The organism is Micromonospora sp. WMMA1996 (assembly GCF_002573675.1).
GTDB lineage: Bacteria > Actinomycetota > Actinomycetes > Mycobacteriales > Micromonosporaceae > Micromonospora > Micromonospora sediminicola.
Genome location: NZ_PDHU01000001.1, coordinates 2,316,576 through 2,341,517, shown reverse-complemented (window position 1 = coordinate 2,341,517; position 24,942 = coordinate 2,316,576). Strand labels below are relative to the sequence as shown.

The window sequence follows — 24,942 nt, the reverse complement described above, 5'->3', positions numbered from 1 at the left end:
GCCATTCTTTTTGCGCGAACAATTCTTGTTTCCCGTTCCCGGCCGCCGCGGCCCACGTCGCGGCACGTCCGGGCCGGTACGATGGCGACACCATGTCGAAGGAGCGCAGGCGCAAGGCCGACCCCGCCCGTAGCCTTGCCCTCCTCTGGCGCACCAGGGAGCCGGCGAGCCGGGGCGCCGGGCCCGGTCTGAGCGTCGACCGGATCGTGCGCACGGCCGTCGAGATCGCCGACGCCGAGGGCATCGACGCGCTCACCATGCGCCGGGTCAGCGAGGCGCTCGGCGTCGGCACCATGTCGGTCTACACCTACGTGCCCGGCAAGGCCGAACTGCTCGACGTCATGGTCGACGCCGTCCTCGGCGACCTGCCCCGCCCGGCCGACGTGCCGGGCGGCTGGCGCGGGCGGCTGGAACGCATCGCCCGGGACAATCTGGCGCTCTACCGCGCCCACCCGTGGCTGCTGCGCGCCGAGACCACCCGGCCGGTGCTCGGCCCGAACGTGCTCGCCAAGTACGACTACGAGCTGCACGCGGTGGCCGACATCGGGCTCGACGACGTGGAGATGGACGCGGTGCTCACGCTCGTGCTCGGGCACGCGAAGAGCGCGGCCCGGGCCGCGCTCGACGTGGTCGAGCTGGAGCGGGAGACCGGGATGACCGACGACCAGTGGTGGCAGACGCACGGGCCGTGGCTGGAGAAGTTCATGACCTCCGGCAGCTATCCGCTCGCCGCCCGGGTGGGCACGGCCGCGGGCATGGCGCACGGCGCCGCGTACGGGCCGGACCACGCCTTCGAGTTCGGTCTCCAACGGGTGCTCGACGGCATCTCGGTGGTGGTCGCCGAGCGCACCGGGCGCGGCTGACCCGCCACTAGGGTGGTCGCATGATCACCTGTGTCGTGCACTACACCATCGATCCCGCCCGGATCGAGGCGTTCGAACGGTTCGCCCGCGCCTGGATGCGGCTGGTGGCGCGGCACGGCGGCGTGCACCACGGCTACTTCCTGCCCGCCGAGGGGGCGAGCGACCGGGCCGAGGCGTTGTTCAGCTTCGAGAGCCTGGCCGCGTACGAGCGCTACCGCGCCCGGTTCGGGGAGGACCCGGAGTTCGTCGCGGCGGACCGGATCCGCGACGAGTCGGGTTGCGTGCTGCGCTACGAACGCACGTTCATGCGTCCGCTCCTGCCGACGGACTGACGCGGGCCCGCCGTCGCTAACCGGCCCCGGGCGTGGCCGGACCGTCGGCGGCGGCCCGGTACCGCCGGGCCAGGTGCGCGAAAGCGTCCCGCAGCTCCGGTGGCCCGACCACCTCGATGTCGGCGTCGTAGCGGCCGAACAGCGCGGCCAGGCCGGGCCAGGACCAGCCGCCGAGGACCAGCCGGCAGCGGTCCGGCCCCAACTCCTCGACCAGGCCGTCACGGGTCCACGCGGACACCACCTTGGCGGGCAGGTCGAGGATCACCTCGCCCCGGCACGGCCAGTCGCCGGTTCCGGTGGCTCCCCGGAACCGGCCGGCGACGAACGCGGCGACGTCGCCGCCGGGCAGCTCCCGGGGCGTGAACCGGGGGCCGGTGGGCGTACGCGGGCTGATCCGGTCCACCCGGAACGTGCGCCAGTCGTCGCGGTCCAGGTCCCAGGCGACGAGGTACCAGCGCCCGCTCCAGGTGACCAGGTGGTGCGGTTGCACCCGGCGCGGCGGCGGGTCGTCGGCCGGCTCCGCGGCGGCGCTCCGGTAGTCGAAGCGCAGCACCTCACGGGCGTGGACGGCGGCGCTGAGCGTCATCAGCAGGCCCGGCTCGACCCGGGGCTTCGCCGCGGCGCCGGTGCGCTCCACCGCGACCACCCGCAGGGCGTCCACGCGGTGGCGCAGCCGGGGCGGCATCACCTGCCGCACCGTGGTCAGCGCCCGCGCCGCGGCCTCCTCGATGCCGGTGACCGTGGTCGCCGCGGTCTGCAACGCCACCGTGAGCGCCACCGCCTGCTCGTCGTCGAAGAGCAGCGGCGGCAGCGCCGAGCCGGCGCCCAGCCGGTAACCGCCGTCCGGGCCCTTGGCGCTGCCGATCGGATAGCCCAGCTCGCGCAGCCGGTCCACGTCACGGCGCACGGTCCGCGTGCTGACCCCGAGCCGGTCGGCCAGCACCCCGCCCGGCCAGTCCCGGCGCGCCTGGAGCAGGGACAGCAGGGCGAGCAGTCGGGCGGACGTCGTCGGCATGTTCCGCATTCTGCCCGCAGAAGCGGACACATCCTGACCGCTACGGCTGCGACGGTGGACCCGTACCCGATCCCGACCGGAAGGACCCCGATGACGACGACCACCGCGACCACGACCTCCACCACCCTCGACGCCGAGCGGGCCGACCTGCTCAAGGCGCTCGCCACCGCCCGGACCATGCTGACCAACACCGTGCGCGGCCTCACCGACGCCCAGGCCGGCGAGCGGCCGACGGTCAGCGCGCTCTGCCTGGGCGGCATCGTCAAGCACGTGACGTCCACCGAGGAGGCGTGGCTGCGGTTCGTGGTCGAGGGCCCCGAGGTGATGAGCTTCGCCCTGCCCGACGGGGTGACCTGGGAGGACTTCCTGTCCGGCACCGCCCGGGAGCTGCCGCGATGGGCGATCGAGCGGGAGCGCGACTTCCGGATGCTGCCCGAGGACACGCTGCCGGCCGTCCTCGACCGGTACGCGCGGGTCGCGGCCCGCACCGAGGAGATCGTGGCCGCCCTCGACGACCTGTCGGCGAGCCGGCCGGTGCCGGACGCGCCCTGGAACGAGCCCGGCACGGTGATGAGCGCGCGGGCGGTGCTGATCCACGTGATCGCCGAGACCACGCAGCACGCCGGGCACGCGGACATCCTGCGCGAGACCCTCGACGGGCAGACCACCACCTGAGCCGGCCCCGCCGCGACGGAGAGGACGGACCGAACCCCCATGACCGTGCTGGACGACCGGGCGCTGAACCGGGCGACGCTGTCCCGGCAACTGCTGCTCGACCGCGCCGACCTGCCGGTCGCCGACGCGGTGGCGCACCTGTGCGGCCTGCAGGCCCAGGAGCCGCAGGAGCCGTACGTCGGGCTGTGGTCGCGGCTGCGCGACGTCGACCCGGCGGACCTGTCCGACCTGCTGGTGCGGCGCCGACTGGTGCGGACCCACCTGATGCGCCGCACCGTGCACCTGCTCACCGCCGACGACGTGCTGGCGTGGCGGTCCCGCCACGCCGGCATGCTGCGGCAGCGGGTGCTCGGGGTCTACCGCGGCGCGCTCGACGGGGTGGACCTCGACGACCTCGCCGCGGCCGGCCGGGCGGCGCTGGCCGACGGCACGCCCCGCACGACCGCCGAGGTCGTCCGGGTGCTGGCCGACCGGTGGCCGGCGGCGGACCGGCGGGCCCTGGGCGAGATGCTGATCGTCCTGGTCCCCACCGCGCAGGCGCCGCCGCGCGGGCTGTGGCGGACCACGGCCGGCGTGCGGACCGTCGCGCTCGCCGGCTGGCTGGGCCGGGAGGTCGACCCGCCCGCCCCGGAGGGCACGGACCCGGTCGGGCGGGACCTGGTCCGCCGCTACCTCGCCGCGTACGGCCCGGCCGCCTCGGCGGACCTGCGCGCCTGGTGCGGCCTCGCCGGGTTGCCCGCGGCGGTGGCCGCGGTCCGCGACGAGCTGGTGTCCTTCCGCGACGAACGCGGCCGGGTGCTGCTCGACCTCCCCGACGCGCCCCGCCCGGACCCCGACACCCCCGCGCCGGCGCGGTTCCTGCCCGCCTTCGACAACGCCGTGCTCGGCTACCACGACCGCACCCGGATCATCGACGACGCCCACCGCCTGCTGTCCGTCGGCGGGGCGCGGTTCGTGCTGCTCGACGGCCGGGTGGCGGGCACCTGGACCGTCGACGCGGGCACGGTGGTCGTCACGCCGCTGCGCGCGTTCACCCGGGCCGAACGCGCCGCCGCCGCCGAGGAGGGCCGGGCGGTCGCGTCGTTCCTCTCCGACGGGGAGAACCAGCGGGTACGCGTCGCCGCGTCGCCGCGCTGACGCCGGCTCAGCCGGCCACGGCCCGACCCATCCGGGTCACCGCCTCGGTCAGGACGGCGGGCGAGGTGGCGAAGTTGAGCCGGACGAAGCCCGTCCCGCCGGCGCCGAAGACGTGCCCGGAGCTGAGCGCCACCCGGGCCCGGTCGAGGAACATCCGCGCCGGCCCGGCCAGGTCGCTGGCCACCCCGCCGGCCGGCGCGTCGGTGGGCACGCCGAGCCGGGTGCAGTCCAGCCAGGCCAGGTAGGTGCCCTCCGGCGGACGCCAGGAGACGCTCGGCAGGTGGTCGGCCAGCAGCGACCCGAGCAGCGCGCGGTTGGCGTCGAGCCCGCCGAGCAACGCGTCCAGCCACGGCCCGCCGTCGCGGAACGCGGCGGTGTGCGCGAGCACCCCGAGGTGGCTCGGCCCGTGGCTGACCTCCTCGGGGATCCGGGCCAGGTCGTCCGCTGCCTTCTCCCCGGCGACGGCCAGCGCCGCCTTGAGGCCGGCGAGGTTCCACGCCTTGGACGCCGAGACCAGGGCGAACGCGTCCTCGGCGCCGGTCACCGTCAGGTACGGGGTGAACCGTGCGCCGGTGAGCGCCAGCGGGGCGTGGATCTCGTCGGCGACCACCCGGACGCCGTGCCGGGCGGCCAGCTCGGCGACCGCCTCCAGCTCGTCGCGGCGGTGCACCACTCCGGTCGGGTTGTGCGGGTTGCACAGCAGGAACGCGGGCCGGCGGCCGAGGGCGCGGGCCCGGCGGAACGCCTCCTCCAGCGCGGCGTGGTCGATCCGCAGGTCGGCGCCGAGCGGCGCCTCGACCACCTGCCGCCCGGCGTGCGTGACGAACGCGTAGAACGGCGGGTAGACGGGCGGACAGACCACCACCGCGTCACCCGGATCGGTGACCAGTCGCAGCACCTCGACCGCGCCCATCATCACGTCCGGCACCAGCGTGGTCCGCCCGACCGGGAAGTCGGCCCAGTCCCAGCGCCGGGCCGCGAAACCGCCGAGCGCCTCCGCGTACGCGGTCCCGTGGGCGTAGCCGGTGTCGCCCAGCTCGACCGCCCGGCGCAACGCGTCGGCCACCGGCGGCGCCAGCGGCACGTCCTGCTCGGCGACCCACAGCGGCAGCACGTCCGGCGGGTGCAGGCGCCACTTGACGCTGGTGCGCTGCCGGAGCTGGTCGAGCGTGAGTTGGGTGAGCGGGTTGTCGACGTCGGCGGAAACCGTCATGCGGCCCACCCTAGGCGTCCCTACGATCGGCCGATGGCCCACCCGACGTACCCGCTGCGCACGCCGCGACTGCTGCTGCGCCCGGTCACCCTCGACGACCTCGACGACGTGCACGCCTGGCAGGCCCGCCCCGACGTGGTCCGCTGGATGCTCGGGGCCGCGCCGCGTACCCGTCAGGAGTCCCGGGTGTCGGTGGTCGCGATGGCGGGGGAGGACGCGCTGCGCGCGGAGGGTGACTGCCTGACGCTCGCCGTGGTGGCCGGGGACGTGGTCATCGGCGCGGTGGAGCTGGTCTGGCGCAGCCGGGCGGACCGCACCGGCGAGCTGGGGTACGTGTTCCACCCGGACCACGGCGGCCGTGGGCTGGCCACCGAGGCGGCCGGGGCGCTGCTCGACTGGGGGTTCGGCGCGTTCGGGCTGCACCGGGTGGTGGTCCGGTGCCACGCCGACAACGCGGCGTCGGCCCGCCTGGCCGCCCGGCTGGGCATGCGGCGGGAGGCGCGGCACGTGCGCAGCTACCGGTTCCGGGGCGGGTGGGCCGACCAGCTCGTGTTCGCGATCCTGGCCGAGGAGTGGCGCTCCCGCCCGGGCTGAGCCGTCGGGGTCAGCCGGCGGTCACCGGGTCGCCGACCCGGATCTCGCCGCCGCCCAGCGGGATCAACCGGACGCCGAACCAGGTCCTGCCGTCCTGCCGCCGGTGCCGGGCGAGCGTGCGGATCGGCTCCTTGCCGCTGGTCAGCGTCACCGGGTCGATCAGCGTGAGCTGGCAGCGGTCGCACCGTTCGGCGAACCGGAAGTCGACGGCACCGATCCGCAGCCCGGTCCAGCCGTCCTCGACGAACGGCGCGACCGGCCCGTCCAGCACCACGGAGGGCCGGAACCGGGCCATCGGCAGCGGGTCGGGCGCCGGCTCGCCCCGCTCCAGCGCGCCCTCGACGATCCAGTCCCGCAGCCGGCGCAGCGACGGCGCCGTGGTGACCAGCAGCGGGCCGGCGTCGGAGAGGTTCAGCGGGTCCCCGGCGCGTCCACCGTGGTCGGTCGACACCGGGCGCCGGCGTGGGTCGTCCAGCCAGCCCAGCCGGACCGGCCGGCCGAGGCGGGCGGAGAGCCAGTCGTGGGCGTCGTCGCCGGCCAGCCGGACCGTGTCCAGCCGGGACACGGAGGTGGCCACCGGTGGCCCGTGCACCGGCTCGGCGACGGTCAGCGACGTGCCGTCCCGGTCGGTCAGCGTGATCGATCCGGCGCCGGGCACGGCGGTCAGGCCGAGCATCGCGGGCGCGGTACGCGCGGTCAGCGTGCCGCCGTCGGGTTGCAGGAGCACCCACCGGCGGTCGTGGCGCAACCCCCACGGCTCGACCACGGCCCGGTCGACGTCGACGCCGCCGAGGGACTTGACCGGATAGAGGTGCACCGACGCGAGCCGCATGCCGCGACCCTAGCCGATCTTGGCGGTGGCCCGGTCGATGATCGCGGCGAGGTCGAGGCCGCCCGGCAGCGTCCCGTACGCCTGGCCGTGGTCGCCGGCGAGGCGGGAGGCGCAGAACGCGTCGGCGACCGCGGGGTGACCGTGGCGGACCAGCAGCGCGCCCTGCAGCACCAGCGCCAGCCGCTCGACCACCCGCCGGGCACGCAGCTCCAGGTCGGTCCCGTCGGCCAGCTCGTCGCGCACCCGGCGCACGGCGGCGTCGAGGCGGGCGTCCGCGCCGGCCGCGGCGGCCACCTCGGCCTCGTACGCGGCCAGCACCTGCGGCTCCCGGGTCAGCGCGCGCAGCACGTCGAGCGCGGCGACGTTGCCGGAACCCTCCCAGATGGAGTTCAGCGGCGACTCGCGGAACAGCCGCGGCATGCCGGACTCCTCGACGTAGCCGTTGCCGCCCAGGCACTCCAGCGCCTCGGCGGCGTGCCCCGGCCAGCGCTTGCACACCCAGTACTTGCCGACGGCGAGCGCGAGGCGCTTGAACGCGGTCTCGCCGTCGTCGCCGCGCGCCGACCGGTCGGTCGCGCCGGCCAGCCGGGTCATCAGCACGGTGGCGGCCTCGGACTCCACCGCCAGGTCGGCCAGGACGTTGCGCATCAGCGGCTGGTCGACCAGATAGCGGCCGAAGGCCCGCCGGTGGGTGGCGTGGTGCACCGCCGTGGTCACGCCCTGACGCATCCCGGCCGCCGCCCCGATCACGCAGTCCAGGCGGGTCAGGTTGACCATGTCGATGATGGTGCGTACGCCGCGGCCCTCGTCGCCGACCCGCCACGCCACCGCGTGCTCGTACTCGACCTCGGCGGAGGCGTTGGAGCGGTTGCCGAGCTTGTCCTTCAGGCGCATCAGCCGCATCGGGTTGCGGGCGCCGTCGGGCAGCACGCGGGGGACCAGGAAGCAGGTGAGGCCGCCGGGCGCCTGGGCGAGGGTGAGGAACAGGTCGCACATCGGCGCGGAGGTGAACCACTTGTGCCCGACGAGCCGGTAGCTGCCGTCCGGCTCGGGCCGGGCGGTCGTGGTGTTGGCGCGCACGTCCGAGCCGCCCTGCTTCTCGGTCATCGACATGCCGGCGAGCAGCCCGCGCTTGGTCTGCGGTGCGCGCAGCCCGAAGTCGTACTCGGTGGTGGTGAGCAGCGGCTCGTAGCGCGCGGCCAGCTCGGGGCTGTGCCGCAGCGCCGGCACCGCCGCGTAGGTCATCGAGATCGGGCAGCCGTGCCCGGCGTCGGGCCGCCACACGTGGAAGCGGGCGGCCCGGGCCACGTGCGCGCCCGGCCGTCCGTCGGCCCACGGGGCGGCGTGCAGGCCGTGGCCGACGGCGGTGCGCATCAGCTCGTGCCAGGACGGGTGGAACTCCACCTCGTCGACGCGGTGGCCGTACCGGTCGTGGGTGCGCAGCACCGGCGGGTGCTCGTTGGCCAGCCGGCCGTGCTCGGCGGCCTGCTCGCCGCCGGCCAGCCGGCCGAGGTCGTGCAGCTCGGCGACGGCCCAGCCGGCGCCCTCGCGGGCCACGCCCTCCAGCAGCGCCGGGTCGTCGGCGGTGTCGTGGCCGACCAGCGGGGGGACCTGGTTGACGACCTCGTGTGTGGTCACGGTGCGACTCCCAGCGCGCGGTGGAGGAAGGTGGTCAGGCCGGGGATGGTCCCGGGGCCGGCCACCCCGGCGGACAACGGGCCGACCATCGCCTCGGCCAGCGCGCCGACCAGGGCGGTGGCGGCCAGCTCGGGATCCTGCGGCGGCAGCTCCCCGCGGGCGATCCCCTCGGCGACGTGGCCGGCGAGCACCCGGGCGTACGCCCGGCGGAAGACCAGCCGCTCGGCGTCGACGGCCGGGTCGACCGGCTCGGCGAGCAGCGCGTACGCCAGGCGGGGGGACTGCAACGCCCGGCCGCAGAACGTCTCCACCACCGCGGTGACCCGGTCGGCGACGGTCGTCTCGAGCGCGGCGGCGCGGGTGACCGCGTCGACCTCGCGCTGCGAGGCGGTGCGGAACACCTCGGCGAACAGGTCGGCCTTGGTGGGGAAGTGGCGGTAGACGGTGCCGGTGGCCAGCGCGGCGCGGCTCGCCACGGCCGCCACGGTGCAGCCGGCGTAGCCGTGCTCGGCCATCACCTCCAGCGCGGCGGCGACGATCCGGCGGCGCGAGGCGTCCAGCCGGGCCCTGACCCGCTCGGTGCTCCGGTAGACCACGCCAAGGATTGAACCACCATTCACTCCTTGCCGGCAAGGCCCGCGACGACCAGTCATTTTGGCGGGATTCGTTGACATCATCCTGCTCGGGGAGAAGACTCGCCGAAACTTTCTTTTGTCCGGGAAGTGGCTAGGGGGGCCTGTGTCCAGGAACAAGCTCGGCGTGCTCGGCGCCGCACTCACCCTCACCGTCGGCGTCCTGTCCGGATGCACCGGTGGCGAGGCCGTCGACGTCGGTGGCGGCGGGAACGCGGGAGGCGCCGGCGGCGTCCTCAGCGCCGCGATCGGCGGCGAACCCGACCAGCTCGACCCGCACAAGACCTCGGCCTACTACAGCTTCCAGGTCCTGGAGAACGTCTACGACACGCTCGTCGAGCCGGACGCCGACCTGAAGATGGTGCCCTCGCTGGCCACCAAGTGGACCACCAGCGCCGACCAGCTCACCTGGACGTTCACCCTGCGCGAGGGGGCGAAGTTCTCCGACGGCTCGCCGCTGACCTCGGAGGACGTCGTCTACTCGTACCAGCGGATCATCAAGGAGAAGCTGAACACCGCGTACAAGTTCGCCACCGTCAAGTCGGTGACCGGGCCCGACCCGGCGACCGTGGTGGTGACGCTCAGCGCGCCCACACCGAACCTGCTGGCCAACCTCGGCGGGTTCAAGGGCGTCGCGATCGTGGAGAAGTCCAACGTGGAGTCCGGCAAGGTCAAGACCGAGCCGGTCGGCAGCGGCCCGTTCAAGGTGGCCGGCTACACCTCCGGCGACAGCATCAAGCTGGTCCGCAACGACGCCTACTGGGGTGAGAAGCCGAAGCTGGACGGCGTCACGTTCACCTTCGTCAAGGACCCCACGGTGGCGTTGCAGAACCTGCGCAGCGGCCAGGTGCAGTGGACCGACAACCTCCCGCCGCAGCAGGTGAAGTCCTTGCAGGACGGCGACGACCCGGTGGTGAGGTCCGCGGCCTCCACCGACTACTGGTACGTGGCGCTCAACGAGGCCCGCAAGCCGTTCGACAACCCCGAGGTGCGGCGGGCGGTCGCGTACGCGCTGGACCGGGAGGCGATCACCAAGGCGGCCAAGTTCGGCCTGGCCACGGTCAACCAGGCGGCCATCCCGAAGGACAGCGCCTACTACTACGAGTACGCGCCGTACACCCACGACCCGGCCAAGGCGAAGCAGATGCTCACCCAGGCCGCCGTCGGCAACCTCACCATGGACCTGATGGTCACCAGCGAGTACCCGGAGACCGTCACCGCCGCCCAGGTCATCGCCGCCCAGCTCAAGGACGTCGGCATCACCGTCAAGATCCGTACGCTGGACTTCGCCCAGTGGCTCGACGAGCAGGCCAAGGGCAACTTCGACGGGTTCATGCTCGGCTGGCTGGGCAACGTCGACCCGGACGAGTTCTACTACGCCCAGCACCACAGCGGCGGCACGTTCAACTTCCACAAGTACCGCAACCCGGCCGTGGACAAGCTGCTCGACCAGGCCCGCACCGAGACCGACCAGGCCGCCCGCAAGCAGGCGTACGACCAGGCGGCGAAGCAGATCGTCGACGACGCCAGCTACATCTACCTCTACAACCCGGACGTCGTGCAGGGCTGGTCGAAGAAGGTCTCCGGCTACGAGGTGCGCACCGATCGGGCCATCCGGTTCCGCTCGGTCGCCCTCGCCAAGTGATGGCCCGCTTCGTCCTGCGGCGGGTGCTCCAGTCCGCGGTCGTACTGCTCGGGGTGACCCTGGTGGTCTTCCTGCTGCTGCAACTGGTGCCGGGCGACCCGGTGCGGGTGGCGCTGGGCACCCGCTTCGACCCACAGACGTACGAGGCGCTGCGCGCCCGCGCGGGCCTCGACCAGCCGCTGCCCGTGCAGTACGCGAGCTACCTCGGGCACGCGCTCACCGGCGACCTCGGGGTCAGCTTCCGCACCGGCCAGCCGGTCAGCCGGATCGTGCTGGAACGCCTGCCGGCGACGCTGTCGCTCGCGGTCACCGCGGTGGTGTTCGCGCTGCTGGTCGCGTTCCCGCTGGGCATCGTCGCGGCGGTGCGCAGCGGCTCCGCGGTCGACCACGCCGCCCGCGTGTTCAGTCAGTTCGGCGTCTCGGTGCCCGACTTCTGGATGGGCATCATGGGCATCCTGCTCTTCGCCGGCGTGCTCGGCTGGCTGCCGCCCTCGGGCTACGTGGCGCTCACCGACGACCCGGGCCGGTGGGCGACCCACGTGGCCCTGCCGGCGGTCACGGTCGGCCTGGTCACCGCGTCGATCCTCACCCGCTTCATCCGCTCGTCGGTGCTGGAGGTCCTCTCCGCCGACTACGTGCGCACCGCCGAGGCGAAGGGGCTGCGCAACCGGGTGGTGATCCTGCGGCACGTGCTGCGCAACGCGCTGATCCCGGTGGTCACCGTGGTCGCGGTGCAACTGGCCAGCCTGCTCGGCGGCGTCATCGTGATCGAGGTGCTGTTCGCCTGGCCGGGCATCGGCCGGCTCACCTTCGACGCGGTGCAGGCCCGCGACTACCCGGTCCTGCAGGGTGCGGTGCTGCTCGTCGCCGCGCTGTTCCTGCTGGTCAACCTGCTGGTGGACATCCTCTACGCCCGCCTCGACCCGAGGATCACGGTCAAGTGAGCGCCGTGTCGGAGAGCACCGGACGCCGGGTGCTGGAGGCGCTGCGGCGCGACCCGCTGGCCGTCGGTGGCACGGTCGTGCTGCTGGTGCTGGTCGTGGTGGGCGTGGCCGGGCCGTGGCTGGCGCCCTCGGGCGTCAACGACGTCGACGTGGACCAGATGCTGCGCCCGCCCAGCGGGGCGCACCCGTTCGGCACCGACGAGCTGGGCCGCGACGTGCTCAGCCGGGTGCTCGTCGCGGCCCGCGTCTCGCTGGAGGTCGGCGTGGTCAGCGTCGGCATCGCGCTGGTCGCCGGCGTGACGCTCGGGCTGTTCGCCGGCTACTACCGGGGCTGGCTGGACAGCGTGCTGATGCGCGCCATGGACGTGCTGTTCGCGTTCCCGGTGCTGCTGCTGGCGGTGGCCATCGTGGCGGTGCTCGGCCCCGGCCTGCTCACCGCCATGGTCGCCATCGGCGTGGTCTACACGCCCATCTTCGCCCGGATCACCCGCGCCGGCGTGCTCTCCGTCCGCGAGCAGGTCTTCGTCCGCGCCGCCGTCTCCATCGGCGCGTCCGACCTGCGCATCATGCGCCGGCACGTGCTGCCGAACATCGCCGCGCCGCTGATCGTGCAGACGTCGCTGTCGCTGGCGTTCGCGATCCTCTCCGAGGCCGCGCTCTCCTTCCTCGGCCTCGGCATCCAACCGCCGGCGCCGGCGTGGGGCCGGATGCTCTTCGACGGTCGCGGCTTCGTCACCGACGCCTGGTGGCTGGGCGTCTTCCCGGGCGCGGCGATCTTCCTGACCGTGCTCGCCTTCAACCTGGTCGGCGACGCGCTGCGGGACGTGCTCGACCCGCGCCAGCTCACCCTCGCCGAGGCCCGCAGGAGCACCCCATGAGCGACCGCACCGAGCGGCGCGAGGGCCGCGAGATCGTGCCGAGCCAGCGCCGCGCGGGCGACCGGCCCGTGCTGTCCGTGGAGGACCTCACCGTCACCGTCGGCACCCGCCGCGGTCCGGCGCACGCCGTGGCCGGGGTGTCCTGGCAGGTCCGCGCCGGGGAGACGTTCGCGCTGGTCGGCGAGTCCGGCAGCGGCAAGAGCATGACGCTGCTCGCCGCCACCGGTCTCGCGCCGCGCGCCGCCACGGTCACCGGCCGGGTACGGCTGCTCGACAACGAGCTGACCGCGCTGCCCGAGGACCGCCGCCGCCAGCTGCGCGGCCGGCACATCGGGTTCGTCTTCCAGGATCCGATGACCTCGCTCAACCCGGTGCTGCCGGTGGGGCGGCAGGTCACCGAGGCGGCCGAGGCGCACCTCGGGCTGACCCGCCGGGCCGCCCGGGACCGGGCGGTGGAGCTGCTCGACCTGGTCGGCATCCCGTCGGCCGCGCAGCGCGTCGACGCCTACCCGCACCAGTTCTCCGGCGGCATGCGCCAGCGCGTCGTCATCGCCATGGCGCTGGCCTGCGAGCCGGACCTGCTCATCGCCGACGAGCCGACCACCGCGCTCGACGTCACCACCCAGGCGCAGATCGTCGAGCTGGTCGCCGACCTGCAACGGCGGCTGGGCACGGCGGTCGTCTGGGTCACCCACGACCTGGGCGTGGTCGCCGGCATCGCCGACACCGTCGCGGTCATGTACGGCGGGCGGATCGTCGAGCAGGGCCCGGTCGACGCGGTCTTCGACACGCCCACCCACCCGTACACCCGGGCGCTGCTCGCGGCCCGGCCGGACCCGTCCCGCCGGGGCGAGGACCTGGTGGCCATCCCCGGCGCGCCGCCGAGCCCGCTCGACCTGCCAGCGGGCTGCGCGTTCTGGCCGCGCTGCCCGGTGCGCGCCGACCCCCGGTGCGAGGACGAGCTGCCCCCGTTGACGCCGGTCGGCGACGGGCACACCGTCCGCACCTTCTATCCGGGAGAGACCCCATGACAGCCGCGGACGTGGTGGCCGAGCTGGACGACCTGGCGGTGCACTTCCCGACCCGGGCCGGTGTGGTGCGGGCGGTGGACGGCGTCACCCTGGCCGTCCGCCGGGGGGAGACGCTCGGCCTGGTCGGCGAGTCGGGCAGCGGCAAGTCCACCGCCGGCCTGGCGCTGCTGCGCCTGGTCGAGCCGACCTCCGGCCGGGTCCGGGTGGCCGGCGCGGACGTGACCCGCTGGTCCCGGCGCCGCCTGCGCGGCATGCGCCGCCACGTGGCCATGGTGTTCCAGGACCCGCAGGCGTCCCTCGACCCACGCCGCACCGTCGGCGACAGCATCGCCGAACCGTTGACCGTGCATCGGCTGGCCGCGTCCGCCGCCGCCCGCCGGGCCCGGGTGGCCGAGCTGCTGGACCTGGTCGGCCTGCGCGCCGACACGGCCGACCGGCATCCGCACGAGCTGTCCGGCGGCCAGCGGCAGCGGGTCGGGATGGCCCGGGCGCTGGCCGGCGAGCCGGACCTGATCGTCCTGGACGAGCCGATCGCCTCGCTGGACCTGAGCGTGCAGGCGCAGATCATGAACCTGCTGCGGCACCTGCAACGCGACCTCGGGCTGACCTACCTGTTCATCGCCCACGACCTGGCCGCCGTCGAGCACATGAGCGACCGGATCGCCGTGATGTACCTGGGTCGCATCGTCGAGACCGGCCCGCCGGAGCGGATCTACCGGCAGCCGGCGCACCCCTACACGGCGGCGTTGCTGTCGGCGGTGCCGGTGGCCGATCCCCGGGTGGAGCGGGAGCGCCGGCGCATCGTGCTCACCGGCGACATCCCCAGCCCGGTGGACCCGCCGACCGGGTGCCGCTTCCGTACCCGCTGCCCCCGGGCCCGCGACGAGTGCGCCCGCACCGACCCGGCGCTGGCCGAGGTCGGTCCCGACCACCGGGCCGCCTGCCTGTTCCCGCTCGACGGCGAGCCGGACCGCGACGGCGGCCCGGCGCGCGAAGACGTGCCGGCGGCGTAGGCTCGGCGGCGATGACCTTCACCACCCGGCCGACGCTGCGCGGCACCTTCGGCATGGTCTCCTCGACGCACTGGCTGGCCAGTCAGTCCGCGATGGGCGTGCTGGAGCGGGGCGGGAACGCCTTCGACGCGGCGGTCGCCGCCGGCTTCGTGCTGCACGTGGTCGAGCCGCACCTCAACGGCCCGGCCGGCGAGGTGCCGGCGATCCTGGCGACCGCGGACGACCCAACCCCGCGGGTGCTCTGCGGTCAGGGCCCGGCCCCGGCCGGCGCGACCGTCGCGCACTTCCGCTCGCTCGGGCTGGACCTCGTCCCCGGTTCCGGCCCGCTCGCCGCCGTGGTGCCCGGCGCGGTGGACGCGTGGCTGCTGTTGCTGCGTGACCACGGCACCCGGTCCCTGGCCGAGGTGCTGGAACCGGCGATCGGCTACGCCGCCGCCGGCCACCCGCTCGTGGGCGCGGCCGGGCAGACCGTCGAGCGGGTCCGGTCGCTGTTCACCGAGCACTGGCCGACCTCCGCCGAGCTGTGGCTGCGGCACGGCCGGGCGCCGGCGGCGGGGGAGATGGTCACCAACCCGGCGTACGCGCGGACGCTGCGCCGCCTCGTCGACGCCGCCGGCGCGGCCGGCGCGGACCGGGAGGCGCAGATCGAGGCGGCCCGGCGGGCCTGGCGCGAGGGGTTCGTCGCCGACGCGATCGACCGGTTCGGCCGGCTGCCGTTCCGCGACTCCAGCGGCCGGTCGCACGCCGGCCTGGTCACGGGCGCCGACCTGGCCGGCTGGTCGGCGACCTGGGAGGAGCCGGTCACGCTCGGCTGGCGCGGTCACACGGTGGCCAAGACCGGGTTCTGGGGCCAGGGACCGGTGCTGCTGCAGACGCTGTCGACGCTGGACGCGCTCGACGATACCCGGGCGCTCGATCCGTCCACCGTGGACGGCATCCACGCCCAGGCCGAGGCGCTGAAGCTCGCCTTCGCCGACCGCGAGGCCTGGTACGGCGACACCGGCGGGGCGCCGGCGGCGACGCTGCTGTCTCCGGCGTACGCCCGTGAGCGGGCCGCGCTGATCGGTGCCCGGGCCTCGACCGCGCTGCGTCCCGGCAGCCCGGCCGGCGCGTCGCCGCGACTGCCGGCACACCTGAACGCCGACAGCGCCCGGCGGGCCGGCCCGCAGGACCCGAGCACCGGCGAACCCACCGTCCGCGCCGACGGCGTGACCCGTGGCGACACCTGCCACGTCGACGTGGTCGACCGGTGGGGCAACATCATCTCGGCCACCCCGAGCGGCGGCTGGCTGCAGAGTTCGCCCACCATTCCCGAGCTGGGCTTCCCGCTGGGCAGCCGGTTGCAGATGTGCTGGCTGGAGGAGGGGCTCGCCTCGACGCTGACGCCGGGGCGGCGCCCGCGTACCACGTTGAGCCCGACCCTGGTGCTGCGCGACGGCGAGCCCGTCCTGGCCTGTGGCACGCCCGGCGGCGACCAGCAGGACCAGTGGCAGCTGCTGTTCCTGCTGCGCCACCTGGTCGGCGGGCAGGAGCTGCAGGAGGCTATCGACGCGCCGGCGTGGCACACCACGAGCCTGCCCGCGTCGTTCTACCCGCGTGAGGTGGAGCCGGGCGTGCTGGTGGTCGAGGACCGTCTCGACCCGGACGTGCTCGCGGCGCTGGGCGCCCGGGGCCACACGGTGCGCCGGTCCGACCCGTGGAGCCTGGGTCGCCTGTGCGCCGTCGCCCGCGACCCCCGTAGCGGCGTCCTCTCGGCCGCCGCCAACCCCCGGGGCGCCCAGGGCTACGCCACCGGCCGCTGACCCGGCCTGGCCGGACGTGCACGTGCTCCCTCGATCGTGGCGTGGTGGCACGTGAACAAGGCCACGTGACAGACATCCGAGGCGCCACACGTCCAAGATCGGCGAGGCCGTGATCGTGGGGCGGGGTGTCGAGGCGTGGTCCCCCGCGGGATCTCAGTCGTCGCTGGGGCGTCGCAGGGTCAACGACTGGAAGCGGTCGCGACCGGTGTCGACCGGATGGAAGTCCACCACGTCGAAGCGCGCGGCGGCGGCAGAGTCGAGCAGCTGTTCGTCAGTTCGCCACGAGAAGAAGCGCGGCGGCACGTGCTGGTCTGCCTCGATGGGACCCTCGGTGCTCTCGCCACCGCCGTACACCCCGACGAAGAAGAGGCCACCGGGACGCAGGACGGCCCGGATGGCGGCCAGAACCGCGGGTAGGTCGTGGTTGGGCACGTGCAGCAGGCAGTTCATCGCGAATACCGCGTCGAAGGAGCCGGGCGGGAAGTCCAGGTGCAGAAAGTCCATCACGTGGGCCTCGATGCCCTTGGCCCGGCAGTGCTCGACCATCACCGGCGACAGGTCGGCCGCGACCACGTGAAGGCCCTCCTTGCGGAAGAAGACGCTGTCCTGCCCGGTGCCCGCGCCGACCTCCAGCAGCCGCGCACCTGATGCCAGACGATCCCGGAACGCCTGACGCTCCGCCACCTTCCACGGTTCCTTGGTCAGCCCGTCGCGCCAGGCCGCGCGAGCGTCGTACGCCTGGCGCAGCGGGTCGAGAACCTCGTCGTATCGGACGCTCATGTCGATGATTATCCGCGCGCGGTGGGCGCCGGCGCCGACCGTCGCGACCGTGGCCAACACCTGAGCCAGAGGTCAGCCGTCGATCCGGGTGATGTTGCGGATCTTGTTGGCCGCGTCCAGCGCCGCCACCTTGTACGCCTCGGCCAGCGTCGGGTAGTTGAACACCGCGTCGAGCAGGTAGTCGACAGTGCCACCGCAACCCATCACGGCCTGCCCGATGTGGACGATCTCGGTGGCGCCGGTCCCGAAGACGTGCACCCCGAGCAGCCGCCCGTCCTCCGGCGAGACGAGCAGCTTCAACATGCCGTAGGAGTCGCCGACGATCTGTCCGCGGGCCAGTTCCCGGTAGCGGGCGATGCCCACCTCGAACGGGGTGGACGCCTCGGTCAGCTCGTCCTCGGTCTTCCCGACGAAGCTGATCTCCGGGATGGTGTAGATGCCGATCGGTTGCAGCTCCGACATGGTGCGCGCCGGCTCGCCGCAGGCGTGCTGCGCGGCCAGCCGGCCCTGCTCCATCGAGGTCGACGCCAGCGCCGGGAAGCCGATCACGTCACCGACGGCGTAGATGGTGTCGACCGCGGTGCGGTAGTTGGCGTCGACCTGGATGCGGCCCCGGTGGTCGGCGGTGAGCCCGGCCGCCTCCAGCGCCAGGTCGTCGGTCTGCCCCTGGCGTCCGGCGGAGTACATCACCGTGTCGGCCACGATCTTCTTGCCGCTGCGCAGGACGCAGAGCGCGGCGGTGCGGTGCTTCTCCACCGCGGCCACCTCCTCGCCGAAGCGGAAGGTCACCGAGAGGTCGCGCAGGTGGTACTTGAGCGACTCGACGATCTCCTCGTCGCAGAAGTCGAGCATCCGCTCGCGGCGTTCCACCACCGTCACCTTGGTGCCCAGCGCGGCGAACAGCGAGGCGTACTCCATCCCGATCACGCCGGCGCCGACCACGACCATGCTGCGGGGCACGGCCTGGAGGTTGATGACGCCGTCGGAGTCGACGATCGTCCGGTCGTCGAAGTCGACGCTGTCCGGGCGGGCCGGCCGGGTGCCGGCGGCGATGACCGCCTTGTCGAAGCTGACCCGGGTCTCCCGGCCGGAGCCGGCGTCGACCCAGACCGCGTGCGGGTCGGCGAACCGGCCCGTGCCGGTGATCATCGCGACCCGGTTGCGGGCCAGTTGGTTGCGGATGACGTCGGTCTGCCGGGTGATCACGTGCTGGGTGCGGGCGGCCAGGTCGGCGACGGTGATGTCCTCCTTGACCCGGTAGCTGCTGCCGTAGAGGTCACGCTGGCTGAGCCCGGTCAGGTAGAGGACGGCCTCGCGCAGCGTCTTGGACGGCACGGTGCCGGTGTTGATGCAGACGCCGCCGAGCATGTCGCGGCGGTCGACGATGGCGACCCGCCGGCCCAGCTTGGCCGCGGCGATCGCCGCCTTCTGTCCACTCGGTCCTGAGCCCAGCACCAGCAGGTCGTAGTCGTACACGACTGCCAGCGTCGCAGGATGTCCGGCCGGGCGCCAGCCGGTGACGCCCCCACGGAAGTGGATCACTGCCGTATGGTGCGCTGATGCGCCGCCCCGTACCCCTGATCCTGCTCCTCGGACCGCTGCTCGTCGCCGGGTGCACCACCGATCCCGCCGCCCCGGCCGCGACCCCGTCCGCCCCCGCCGCCACGCCGAGCCCGACCGTCGCCGCCGTCGACTACACCGCCTGGGAGGCCGGGCGTTCCACCCCGGTGGCCGACCCGGTCTATCCCGCCCGGGGCACCGACGCGGTGGACATCCTGCACTACGACCTGGCCCTGGAGTGGGCCCCGTCGACCACCACCCTCACCGGCACGGCCACCCTGCGGATCCGGCCCGTGAAGGACGCGTCGAACCTGGTCCTCGACTTCATGCCCTACCAGCTCGACGGCGTGACGCTGGACGGCGCGACGGTTCCCGGGGCGGTGGCGAAGGAGAAGCTGACCGTGTCCGCCCCGGTGGTCGCGGACAAGCCGGTGACGCTGGTGGTGACCTACCACGGCCGGCCGCGGACGACGCCGATGCCGTCGCACCGCAAGGACACCGAGGCCCTGGGTCTCACCCTCACCAAGGAGGGCGGCCTCTGGACCATGCAGGAGCCGTTCGGCGCGTTCACCTGGTACCCGGCGAACGACCAGCCGTCCGACGAGGCGCTCTACGACATCCGGGTGACCGTGCCGGCGGGCTGGTCCGCGATCGCCAGCGGCACCCCCGCGGGGCAGTCCGGCACCACCTTCACCTACCGCAGCACCGACCCGGTGGCGACCTACCTGACCACGCTCGCGGTCGGGAAGTACCAGAAGCTGACCGCCACGGGCCCGCGCGGCGTGCCGCTGACCTTCTGGTACCGCAAGGGCGCCGACGACAAGCTGCTGCCGTACCTGAAGAAGTCCCCGCAGTACCTGGCGTGGCTGGAGAAGAAGTTCGGCCCGTACCCGTTCCCCTCCGGCGGTGTGGTGGTGGTGGACTCGGCGTCGGGTATGGAGACCCAGCAGATGATCACGATGGGCCGCGAGATCGAGAACACGAAGGCCCGCCGTGACCGCTGGGGCAGCGACCTGCTGCACGAGTACACCCACCAGTGGTTCGGCAACTCGGTCACGCCGACCACCTGGACCGACCTGTGGTTGAACGAGGGCTGGGCGAAGTACGCCCAGGACCTCTACACCCAGGAGACGCTGAAGCTCAGCGAGGCCAGCCTGGACCGGTACCTGCGCGAGGGCGACGCCGTCCTGCGCAAGAAGCTCGGCCCGCCCGGCCGGCCCGACCCGAAGCGGTTCGCCGAGGGCAACGTCTACCTCTGCCCGGCGGCCATGCTCCGCGAGATCCACCGCGAGCTGGGCGACAAGGCGTTCTTCGCCCTGGCCCGCGCCTGGGTGCAGGACCAGCGCAACACCCAGCAGGACCGGGCGTCGTTCATCGCCTTCGTCAACAAGCAGACCGGCCGCGACTTCACCAAGCTGATCAACGCCTGGCTGGACTCGAAGACCACGCCGAAGAAGATCGCCGTCGGCTGACCTCCCGCGCGCGGGGCCCGTCGGGGTCGACGGGGCCCCGCGTCGCGTCTCAGCGGCCCTGCAGCGCGCGGACGTTGTCGCCGAACGTCCAGCCCTTCGAGCCGTCCCAGTTGATCGACCAGGTCATCAGCCCCTTGAGCCGGCCCTGGTAGGTGTTCCACGCCTGGCCCACCAGGGCCGGGCTCAGGTAGCCGCCGCCGGCGCCGGTCTGCGCGGGCAGCCCGGGGACCTGCCGGTCCAGCGGCACCCGGATGGTGGTGCCCTGCACGACCAGGCCGGCGTCGAGGCAGTTGGTCTGGGCCACGAAACCGGCCACGGTGCCGGCCGGGTACGAGTCGCCGGCGCAGCCGTACATCGAGCCGTTGTAGTACTGCATGTTCAGCCACCAGAGCCGGCCGTTGTCCGCGTACTTCTTCACGATCGGCAGGTACGCGCCCCAGATCGAGCCGTAGGTGACGCTGCCGCCGGTGACGTACGCGGTCTCCGGCGCCATGGTGAGCCCGAAACCGGCCGGCATCTGGGCCAGCACCCCGTCGATGATCCGGATCAGGTTGGACTGCGAGGGTGAGAGCTGGGTGATGGTCCCGCTGCCGGTCAGCCCGGTCTCGATGTCGATGTCGATGCCGTCGAAGTTGTGGCGCTTGAGGATCGGCACGACGGTGGCGACGAATCGGTCGGCGACCGCGGCGGAGCTGAGGTCGATGCCGGCGGCGGCCCCGCCGATGGACAGCAGCACGGTCAGCCCGGCGGCCTTGGCCTGGCACACCTGCGCCGGGGTGGGCACCTTCACCCCGGCGTCCATGCCGTCCTCCCACAGCACGGTGCCGTCGGCGCGGATCACCGGGAACGCCGTGGTCACCACGTTGTAGCCGTGCCCGGGGATACGGGAGTCGGTGATCGGGATCCAGCCGAGCCCGGGGTGCACGCCGTTGGCCGCGCCGTCCCAGTTCTCCCAGTAGCCCTGCAGCACCTTGCCGGTCGGCCGGGACTTCAGCGCGCAGGTGTCCCCGCCCGGCGTGGTCGGGCTGGGCGTGGCGGTCGGGGTGGGCGTGGGGGTCGGTGTCCGGGTGGGGGAGGGGGAGGCCGTGGGCGTGGGCGATGGCGGTCGCGTGGTGGGGCTGGGCGACGGGGTGCTGCCGGTGCAGGCGCCGAGATCGGTCCAGAGCGCCGGCACCGCGGCCGGGGTCCAGCCGGCGCCGACCGGCGGGGTGTGCGTCACCAGCGCCTGGTAGAGCCGTCCGCCGTAGCTGGCCCGGCTGCCGGCGGTCCAGGTGACGCCCTCGGCCCAGGCCGGCGCGTCGCACGCCACCAGCGCGCTGCGGGTGCCGGTGGGCGTGGCGCCGGCGGTGGCCGGCAGGGCGGCGGTGGCGGCGAGCAGCGCGACGCCACCGAGTAGCGCGGTCATCCCGCGTCCGAGTCGCATGACATACCTCCTCATCGATGCGCCGGAGGCTATCAGTTAACTTTGTTAAATGTAAATGCGCAGTAGTCTGTCACCACTTGGTTCACGGCGTGAATGCAGGTCGCCCGGCGGGCGGCCGGGGGAAGGACGGCGGCGGACGTGGACGCCAGACGCACCACGGTGCGCGACATGCGCCGGGCCAACCGGTCGGTCCTGCTCACCCGGATCTGGCTGGACGGCCCGCTCAGCCGGCACGAGCTGGGCCAGTCGACCGCGCTGAGCTTGGCCAGCGTGAGCAACCTGGTCGGCGAGATGATCGCCGAAGGGCTGGTCGAGGAGGCCGGCTCGGTCGAGTCCGACGGCGGCCGTCCCCGGGTGCTGCTGCGCGTGGCCCCCGGCTACGGCTACCTGGTCGGCGCCGACGTGGGCGAGACCCGGGTGCAGGTCGAGCTGTTCGACCTGGCCATGACCGCGCTGGCCAAGGCCGAGTACCCGATCGCCGCCGCCGAGCCCGACCCGCGCCAGGTCGCCACGCACCTGCTGCACGGCCTCGCCGCGGTGACCGAGCAGGCCGGCGTCGACCCGGCCGCCGTGCTCGGCTTCGGTGTCGCCGTGGCCGGCACGGTCGAGCGGACCGCCGACGCCGTGGTGCACGCGCAGACCCTCGGCTGGGACGGCGTCCCGCTCGGCGCGATGCTGCGCGCCGGCACCGACGTCCCGGTGCACGTGGACAACGGCGCGAAGACGCTCGGGCAGGCCGAGATGTGGTTCGGCGCCGGCCGGGGCGTGCGCCACGCGGTGATCGCCCTGGTCGGCTCCGGCGTGGGTGCCTGCGTGGTCGCCGACGGCGTCGGCTACCGCGGCGCGCACAGCAGCGCCGGCGAGTGGGGCCACACCACCATCGTGTACGGGGGACGCCGCTGTCGGTGCGGCAACCTCGGCTGCCTCGAGGCGTACGTCGGGGCGGAGGGGGTGCTCGACCGGTTCCGGCAGGCCAACCGGGGTCGACCGGCGGCCGGCGGCGACGAGGAGACCGCCTTCGGCGAGCTGCTGCGCGCCACCGGCCGCACCGCCGCGACGGTGATCGACGAGACGGTCGGCTACCTCGGCGCCGGGGTGGCGAACCTGGTGAACCTGTTCAACCCGGAGCGGGTGGTGCTCGGCGGCTGGGCCGGGCTGGCACTGGGCGAGCGGCACCTGCCGGCGATCCGCGAGGCCACCGCGCGGCACGCGCTGCGCCAGCCGTACGCCCAGACCTCGATCGAGCTGTGCCGGCTCGGGCCGGACGCGGTCGCGATGGGCGCGGCCACCCTGCCGATGGCCCGGCTGCTGCGCGAGGGCGGTGTGCCCCGCGAGCCGGCGGTCCGCCCGGCCCGGGTCACGCGGGGCCGCTGAGCGGTCAGGCCGGCATCGCCGCTGAGCGGCCGGGCCGGCATCGCCGCGGTGCGGCCGGGCCGGCATCGCCGCGGTGCGGCCGGGTCGGCATCGCCGCTGAGCGGCCGGGTCGGCGCTGCCGCCGGCCCGGCCGCTCGGGTCAGGACGGCAGCGTCCACTTCTGGTTGGCCCCGCCGGTGCAGCTCCAGATCTGCGTCTTCGCCCCGTCGGCGGAGGTGTTGCCGGTGACGTCGAGGCACTTGTTCGCCTGCGGGTTGACCAGGTCCCGGCCGGCGGTCCAGGTCCACTGCTGGGCGGCGCTGCCGTTGCAGGTCCACAGCTGCACCCGGGTGCCGTCGGCGGTGCCCCCGCCGGCCACGTCCAGGCACTTGCCGAGCGCGCGCAGCGTGCCGTCGGCGGCGCGGGTCCACTGCTGGTTGGCCCCGCCGAAGCAGCCCCAGATCTGCACCGGGGTGCCGTCGGCGCTGGCGTTGTCGGTCACGTCCAGGCACTTGCCGCCGATGCCGGTGACCAGGCCGGTCGCCGACCCGCCGCCACCGGACTGCGTGCCGGACCAGGTGAACGTGGCGGTGGTGCGGGCCGGCAGCGTGTAGGTGAACGACTGCCCGCCCCACACCACGCGCACCGACTGCGCCGACGTGCCGCCGTTGTGCGCGAGCAGCGCCTTGGAGCCGTCCGGGTTGCGGTAGGCGACGTTCGGCACGGTGCCGTTGGCGGTGGAGTCGATCCGGGTCGCGCCGGGCCGGACGAACTTGGTCAGGTGCCCGGTGGTGTAGTACTCGATGGTGTAGTCGACCTGGCCGGCCCGCGCGCCGCCCTCCTGCACCGTGATCAGGCCGGTGCAGGTGCCGCAGCCGCCGTTGTGCGGGCCCATGTTCTGGTTGACCGCCAGGCTCCACTTCACCACGCTGCGGCTCCAGTTCCGCGCGTAGGTGACGATGTCGGTCATGTCCTCGTTGTGCTGGTTGGTGATCCAGGTGCCGCCGGAGTGCTCGGTGCTGAACTGCGGCACCGCCGGATACTGGCCGCGTACCTGGCTGCCGACCGCCGGGTCACCGAAGTAGCCGTGCCAGGCGATGCCGCCGAAGAGCGGGTCGGTCCGTACCGCGCTGTCGGCCAGCAGCCCGGAGCCGATGGTGCCGTAGTCGCCGTAGTTCCAGTCGTGCACCAGCACCCTGGTGGTGATCCCGGCGGCCCGGAACGCCGGGTAGACGAAGTTCTTGGTCAGCTCGGCCAGGCCGGAGGCGTTCCAGCTCATGCCGGGGTAGTCCATCGCGGTGGGGTTGCCGGCCTGGCAGCAGTTCGGCTCGTTCTGCACCGACAGGTAGTCGACGGTGACGCCGCGCGCCGCGTACGCCTGGATCGTGCGGACCAGGTACTGCGCGTAGGTGGCGTAGTGCTCCCACTTCAGCCAGCCCATCTGGTCCATCCGGCCGTTGTCCTTCATCCAGCCGGGCGCGCTCCACGGCACCACCATCACCCGCAGCGCCGGGTTGAGCTGCCGGGCCTGCGCGGTCAGCAGCTCGACGTTGGTGTCGTACCCGTTCGCGCCGAAGTCGCCGAGGTCGCAGCAGGTGTCGTCGAGCGAGACGTGGCCGGGGCGGGACAGGTCGGACGCGCCGATCGGGTTGCGCACGAAGGACAGCCCGATGCCGTCGGTGGGGCTGAACAGCTTGCGCATCACCGCGTCCCGGGTGGCCGCGCTGACCGGCCCGCCGCGCAGCAGGTACGCGGTGGTGTCGGTGATGGACGCCCCGGCGCCCTCGAACGGCTGGTACCGGGTGTTCTCGTCGACGGTGACGGTGTGCGTGGCGCCGGGGCTGGTGGCGGCGAAGGCCAGCGGGCTCTGCTGTTGCAGACCCCGGGTGACCGTCCGACCACCGGAGTCGGAGGTGGTGGTGAGCCAGACGTCGACCCGTTCGCCGGCGGCGTGCGCGGGGGCGGCGGGGACGGCGGTGGCGAGGCCGGCGGTGAGGCAGAGCGTCAGGGCGACGCGGCCGGCGAGACGTGTGACGGTGGTGGGGGACACGGATGCTCCTTCCGGATCAATCGACATCCGCGAATGAGAAAACCGTTCGCGCCGGCTTAT

The 24,942-nt window shown here is 73.9% G+C and carries 22 protein-coding genes; 13 read left to right on the top strand and 9 right to left on the bottom strand.

What is annotated here, in order from left to right:
* Positions 1 to 92: 92 nt before the first annotated feature.
* Positions 93 to 863, top strand: a complete 771-nt coding sequence (locus COO58_RS11280; protein ID WP_098744898.1) for a TetR/AcrR family transcriptional regulator — start codon at positions 93 to 95, stop codon at positions 861 to 863.
* Between the two features lie 20 nt (positions 864 to 883).
* Entirely contained in the window at positions 884 to 1,195 is a 312-nt protein-coding gene (locus COO58_RS11275; RefSeq protein WP_091574604.1) for an NIPSNAP family protein, read from the top strand.
* A gap of 16 nt (positions 1,196 to 1,211) precedes the next feature.
* Here COO58_RS11275 and COO58_RS11270 read toward each other — a convergent pair whose 3' ends face one another.
* Positions 1,212 to 2,210, bottom strand: coding sequence for a transcriptional regulator (locus COO58_RS11270; RefSeq protein WP_176558788.1), 999 nt, complete (start codon positions 2,208 to 2,210; stop codon positions 1,212 to 1,214).
* Positions 2,211 to 2,300: 90 nt separating this feature from the next.
* On the opposite strand from COO58_RS11270, the gene COO58_RS11265 reads away from it, so the two are divergent.
* Complete coding sequence (locus COO58_RS11265; protein WP_098744895.1) at positions 2,301 to 2,885, top strand: DinB family protein; 585 nt, start codon at positions 2,301 to 2,303, stop codon at positions 2,883 to 2,885.
* Between the two features lie 39 nt (positions 2,886 to 2,924).
* The gene (locus COO58_RS11260; protein ID WP_098744893.1) at positions 2,925 to 4,022 is read left to right on the top strand and encodes a winged helix DNA-binding domain-containing protein; all 1,098 of its coding nucleotides are present in this window, start codon (positions 2,925 to 2,927) and stop codon (positions 4,020 to 4,022) included.
* A gap of 7 nt (positions 4,023 to 4,029) precedes the next feature.
* Here the strand turns inward: COO58_RS11260 and COO58_RS11255 are convergent, their stop codons facing one another.
* A complete protein-coding gene (locus COO58_RS11255) occupies positions 4,030 to 5,235 on the bottom strand; it encodes a MalY/PatB family protein (protein ID WP_091574588.1) in 1,206 nt (401 codons plus the stop codon).
* Between the two features lie 33 nt (positions 5,236 to 5,268).
* Between COO58_RS11255 and COO58_RS11250 the strand changes: the two genes are divergently transcribed.
* A complete protein-coding gene (locus COO58_RS11250) occupies positions 5,269 to 5,829 on the top strand; it encodes a GNAT family N-acetyltransferase (RefSeq protein ID WP_098744891.1) in 561 nt (186 codons plus the stop codon).
* Positions 5,830 to 5,839: 10 nt separating this feature from the next.
* Here the strand turns inward: COO58_RS11250 and COO58_RS11245 are convergent, their stop codons facing one another.
* The 3 genes from COO58_RS11245 to COO58_RS11235 are packed head-to-tail and all read right to left on the bottom strand — an operon-like array spanning position 5,840 to position 8,895.
* The gene (locus COO58_RS11245; RefSeq protein ID WP_098744890.1) at positions 5,840 to 6,661 is read right to left on the bottom strand and encodes an MOSC domain-containing protein; all 822 of its coding nucleotides are present in this window, start codon (positions 6,659 to 6,661) and stop codon (positions 5,840 to 5,842) included.
* 9 nt (positions 6,662 to 6,670) lie between these two features.
* Positions 6,671 to 8,299, bottom strand: a complete 1,629-nt coding sequence (locus COO58_RS11240; RefSeq protein WP_098744888.1) for an acyl-CoA dehydrogenase family protein — start codon at positions 8,297 to 8,299, stop codon at positions 6,671 to 6,673.
* Positions 8,296 to 8,895, bottom strand: coding sequence for a TetR/AcrR family transcriptional regulator (locus COO58_RS11235; RefSeq protein ID WP_098744886.1), 600 nt, complete (start codon positions 8,893 to 8,895; stop codon positions 8,296 to 8,298). Before COO58_RS11235 ends, COO58_RS11240 begins: the two co-directional genes overlap by 4 nt.
* Positions 8,896 to 9,037: 142 nt before the next feature.
* Between COO58_RS11235 and COO58_RS11230 the strand changes: the two genes are divergently transcribed.
* From COO58_RS11230 to COO58_RS11205, 6 genes are read left to right on the top strand one after another with little or no spacing between them, the layout of a single operon-like run.
* Positions 9,038 to 10,576, top strand: coding sequence for an ABC transporter substrate-binding protein (locus COO58_RS11230; protein WP_091574565.1), 1,539 nt, complete (start codon positions 9,038 to 9,040; stop codon positions 10,574 to 10,576).
* The gene (locus COO58_RS11225) at positions 10,576 to 11,520 is read left to right on the top strand and encodes an ABC transporter permease (protein ID WP_091574562.1); all 945 of its coding nucleotides are present in this window, start codon (positions 10,576 to 10,578) and stop codon (positions 11,518 to 11,520) included. Before COO58_RS11230 ends, COO58_RS11225 begins: the two co-directional genes overlap by 1 nt.
* Entirely contained in the window at positions 11,517 to 12,398 is an 882-nt protein-coding gene (locus tag COO58_RS11220; protein WP_091574559.1) for an ABC transporter permease, read from the top strand. The genes COO58_RS11225 and COO58_RS11220 overlap by 4 nt, the downstream gene beginning before the upstream one ends.
* Positions 12,395 to 13,429 carry an ABC transporter ATP-binding protein gene (locus COO58_RS11215; protein ID WP_255292585.1) on the top strand — a complete coding sequence of 345 codons (1,035 nt, stop codon included), beginning with the start codon at positions 12,395 to 12,397 and terminating at the stop codon, positions 13,427 to 13,429. Before COO58_RS11220 ends, COO58_RS11215 begins: the two co-directional genes overlap by 4 nt.
* A complete protein-coding gene (locus COO58_RS11210) occupies positions 13,426 to 14,442 on the top strand; it encodes an ABC transporter ATP-binding protein (protein ID WP_091574551.1) in 1,017 nt (338 codons plus the stop codon). Before COO58_RS11215 ends, COO58_RS11210 begins: the two co-directional genes overlap by 4 nt.
* A gap of 11 nt (positions 14,443 to 14,453) precedes the next feature.
* Entirely contained in the window at positions 14,454 to 16,244 is a 1,791-nt protein-coding gene (locus COO58_RS11205) for a gamma-glutamyltransferase family protein (protein WP_098744885.1), read from the top strand.
* Positions 16,245 to 16,397: 153 nt separating this feature from the next.
* Here the strand turns inward: COO58_RS11205 and COO58_RS11200 are convergent, their stop codons facing one another.
* Together COO58_RS11200 and sthA are read right to left on the bottom strand one after the other, a co-directional pair.
* Positions 16,398 to 17,033 carry a bifunctional 2-polyprenyl-6-hydroxyphenol methylase/3-demethylubiquinol 3-O-methyltransferase UbiG gene (locus COO58_RS11200; RefSeq protein WP_176558869.1) on the bottom strand — a complete coding sequence of 212 codons (636 nt, stop codon included), beginning with the start codon at positions 17,031 to 17,033 and terminating at the stop codon, positions 16,398 to 16,400.
* A gap of 63 nt (positions 17,034 to 17,096) precedes the next feature.
* Positions 17,097 to 18,500: a Si-specific NAD(P)(+) transhydrogenase gene (gene sthA, locus COO58_RS11195; protein WP_091574542.1), complete on the bottom strand. Its 1,404-nt coding sequence runs from the start codon at positions 18,498 to 18,500 to the stop codon at positions 17,097 to 17,099.
* Positions 18,501 to 18,583: 83 nt separating this feature from the next.
* Between sthA and COO58_RS11190 the strand changes: the two genes are divergently transcribed.
* Positions 18,584 to 20,056, top strand: a complete 1,473-nt coding sequence (locus COO58_RS11190; protein ID WP_098744883.1) for a M1 family metallopeptidase — start codon at positions 18,584 to 18,586, stop codon at positions 20,054 to 20,056.
* A gap of 49 nt (positions 20,057 to 20,105) precedes the next feature.
* Here the strand turns inward: COO58_RS11190 and COO58_RS11185 are convergent, their stop codons facing one another.
* On the bottom strand, positions 20,106 to 21,479 hold the full coding sequence (locus tag COO58_RS11185) for a glycosyl hydrolase family 18 protein (RefSeq protein WP_098744882.1): 1,374 nt from the start codon (positions 21,477 to 21,479) through the stop codon (positions 20,106 to 20,108).
* Positions 21,480 to 21,617: 138 nt separating this feature from the next.
* Here COO58_RS11185 and COO58_RS11180 point away from each other — a divergent pair, with 138 nt between their 5' ends.
* A complete protein-coding gene (locus COO58_RS11180) occupies positions 21,618 to 22,853 on the top strand; it encodes an ROK family transcriptional regulator (protein ID WP_091574535.1) in 1,236 nt (411 codons plus the stop codon).
* 139 nt (positions 22,854 to 22,992) lie between these two features.
* Here the strand turns inward: COO58_RS11180 and COO58_RS11175 are convergent, their stop codons facing one another.
* A complete protein-coding gene (locus COO58_RS11175; RefSeq protein ID WP_255292584.1) occupies positions 22,993 to 24,882 on the bottom strand; it encodes a ricin-type beta-trefoil lectin domain protein in 1,890 nt (629 codons plus the stop codon).
* Positions 24,883 to 24,942: the final 60 nt, after the last annotated feature.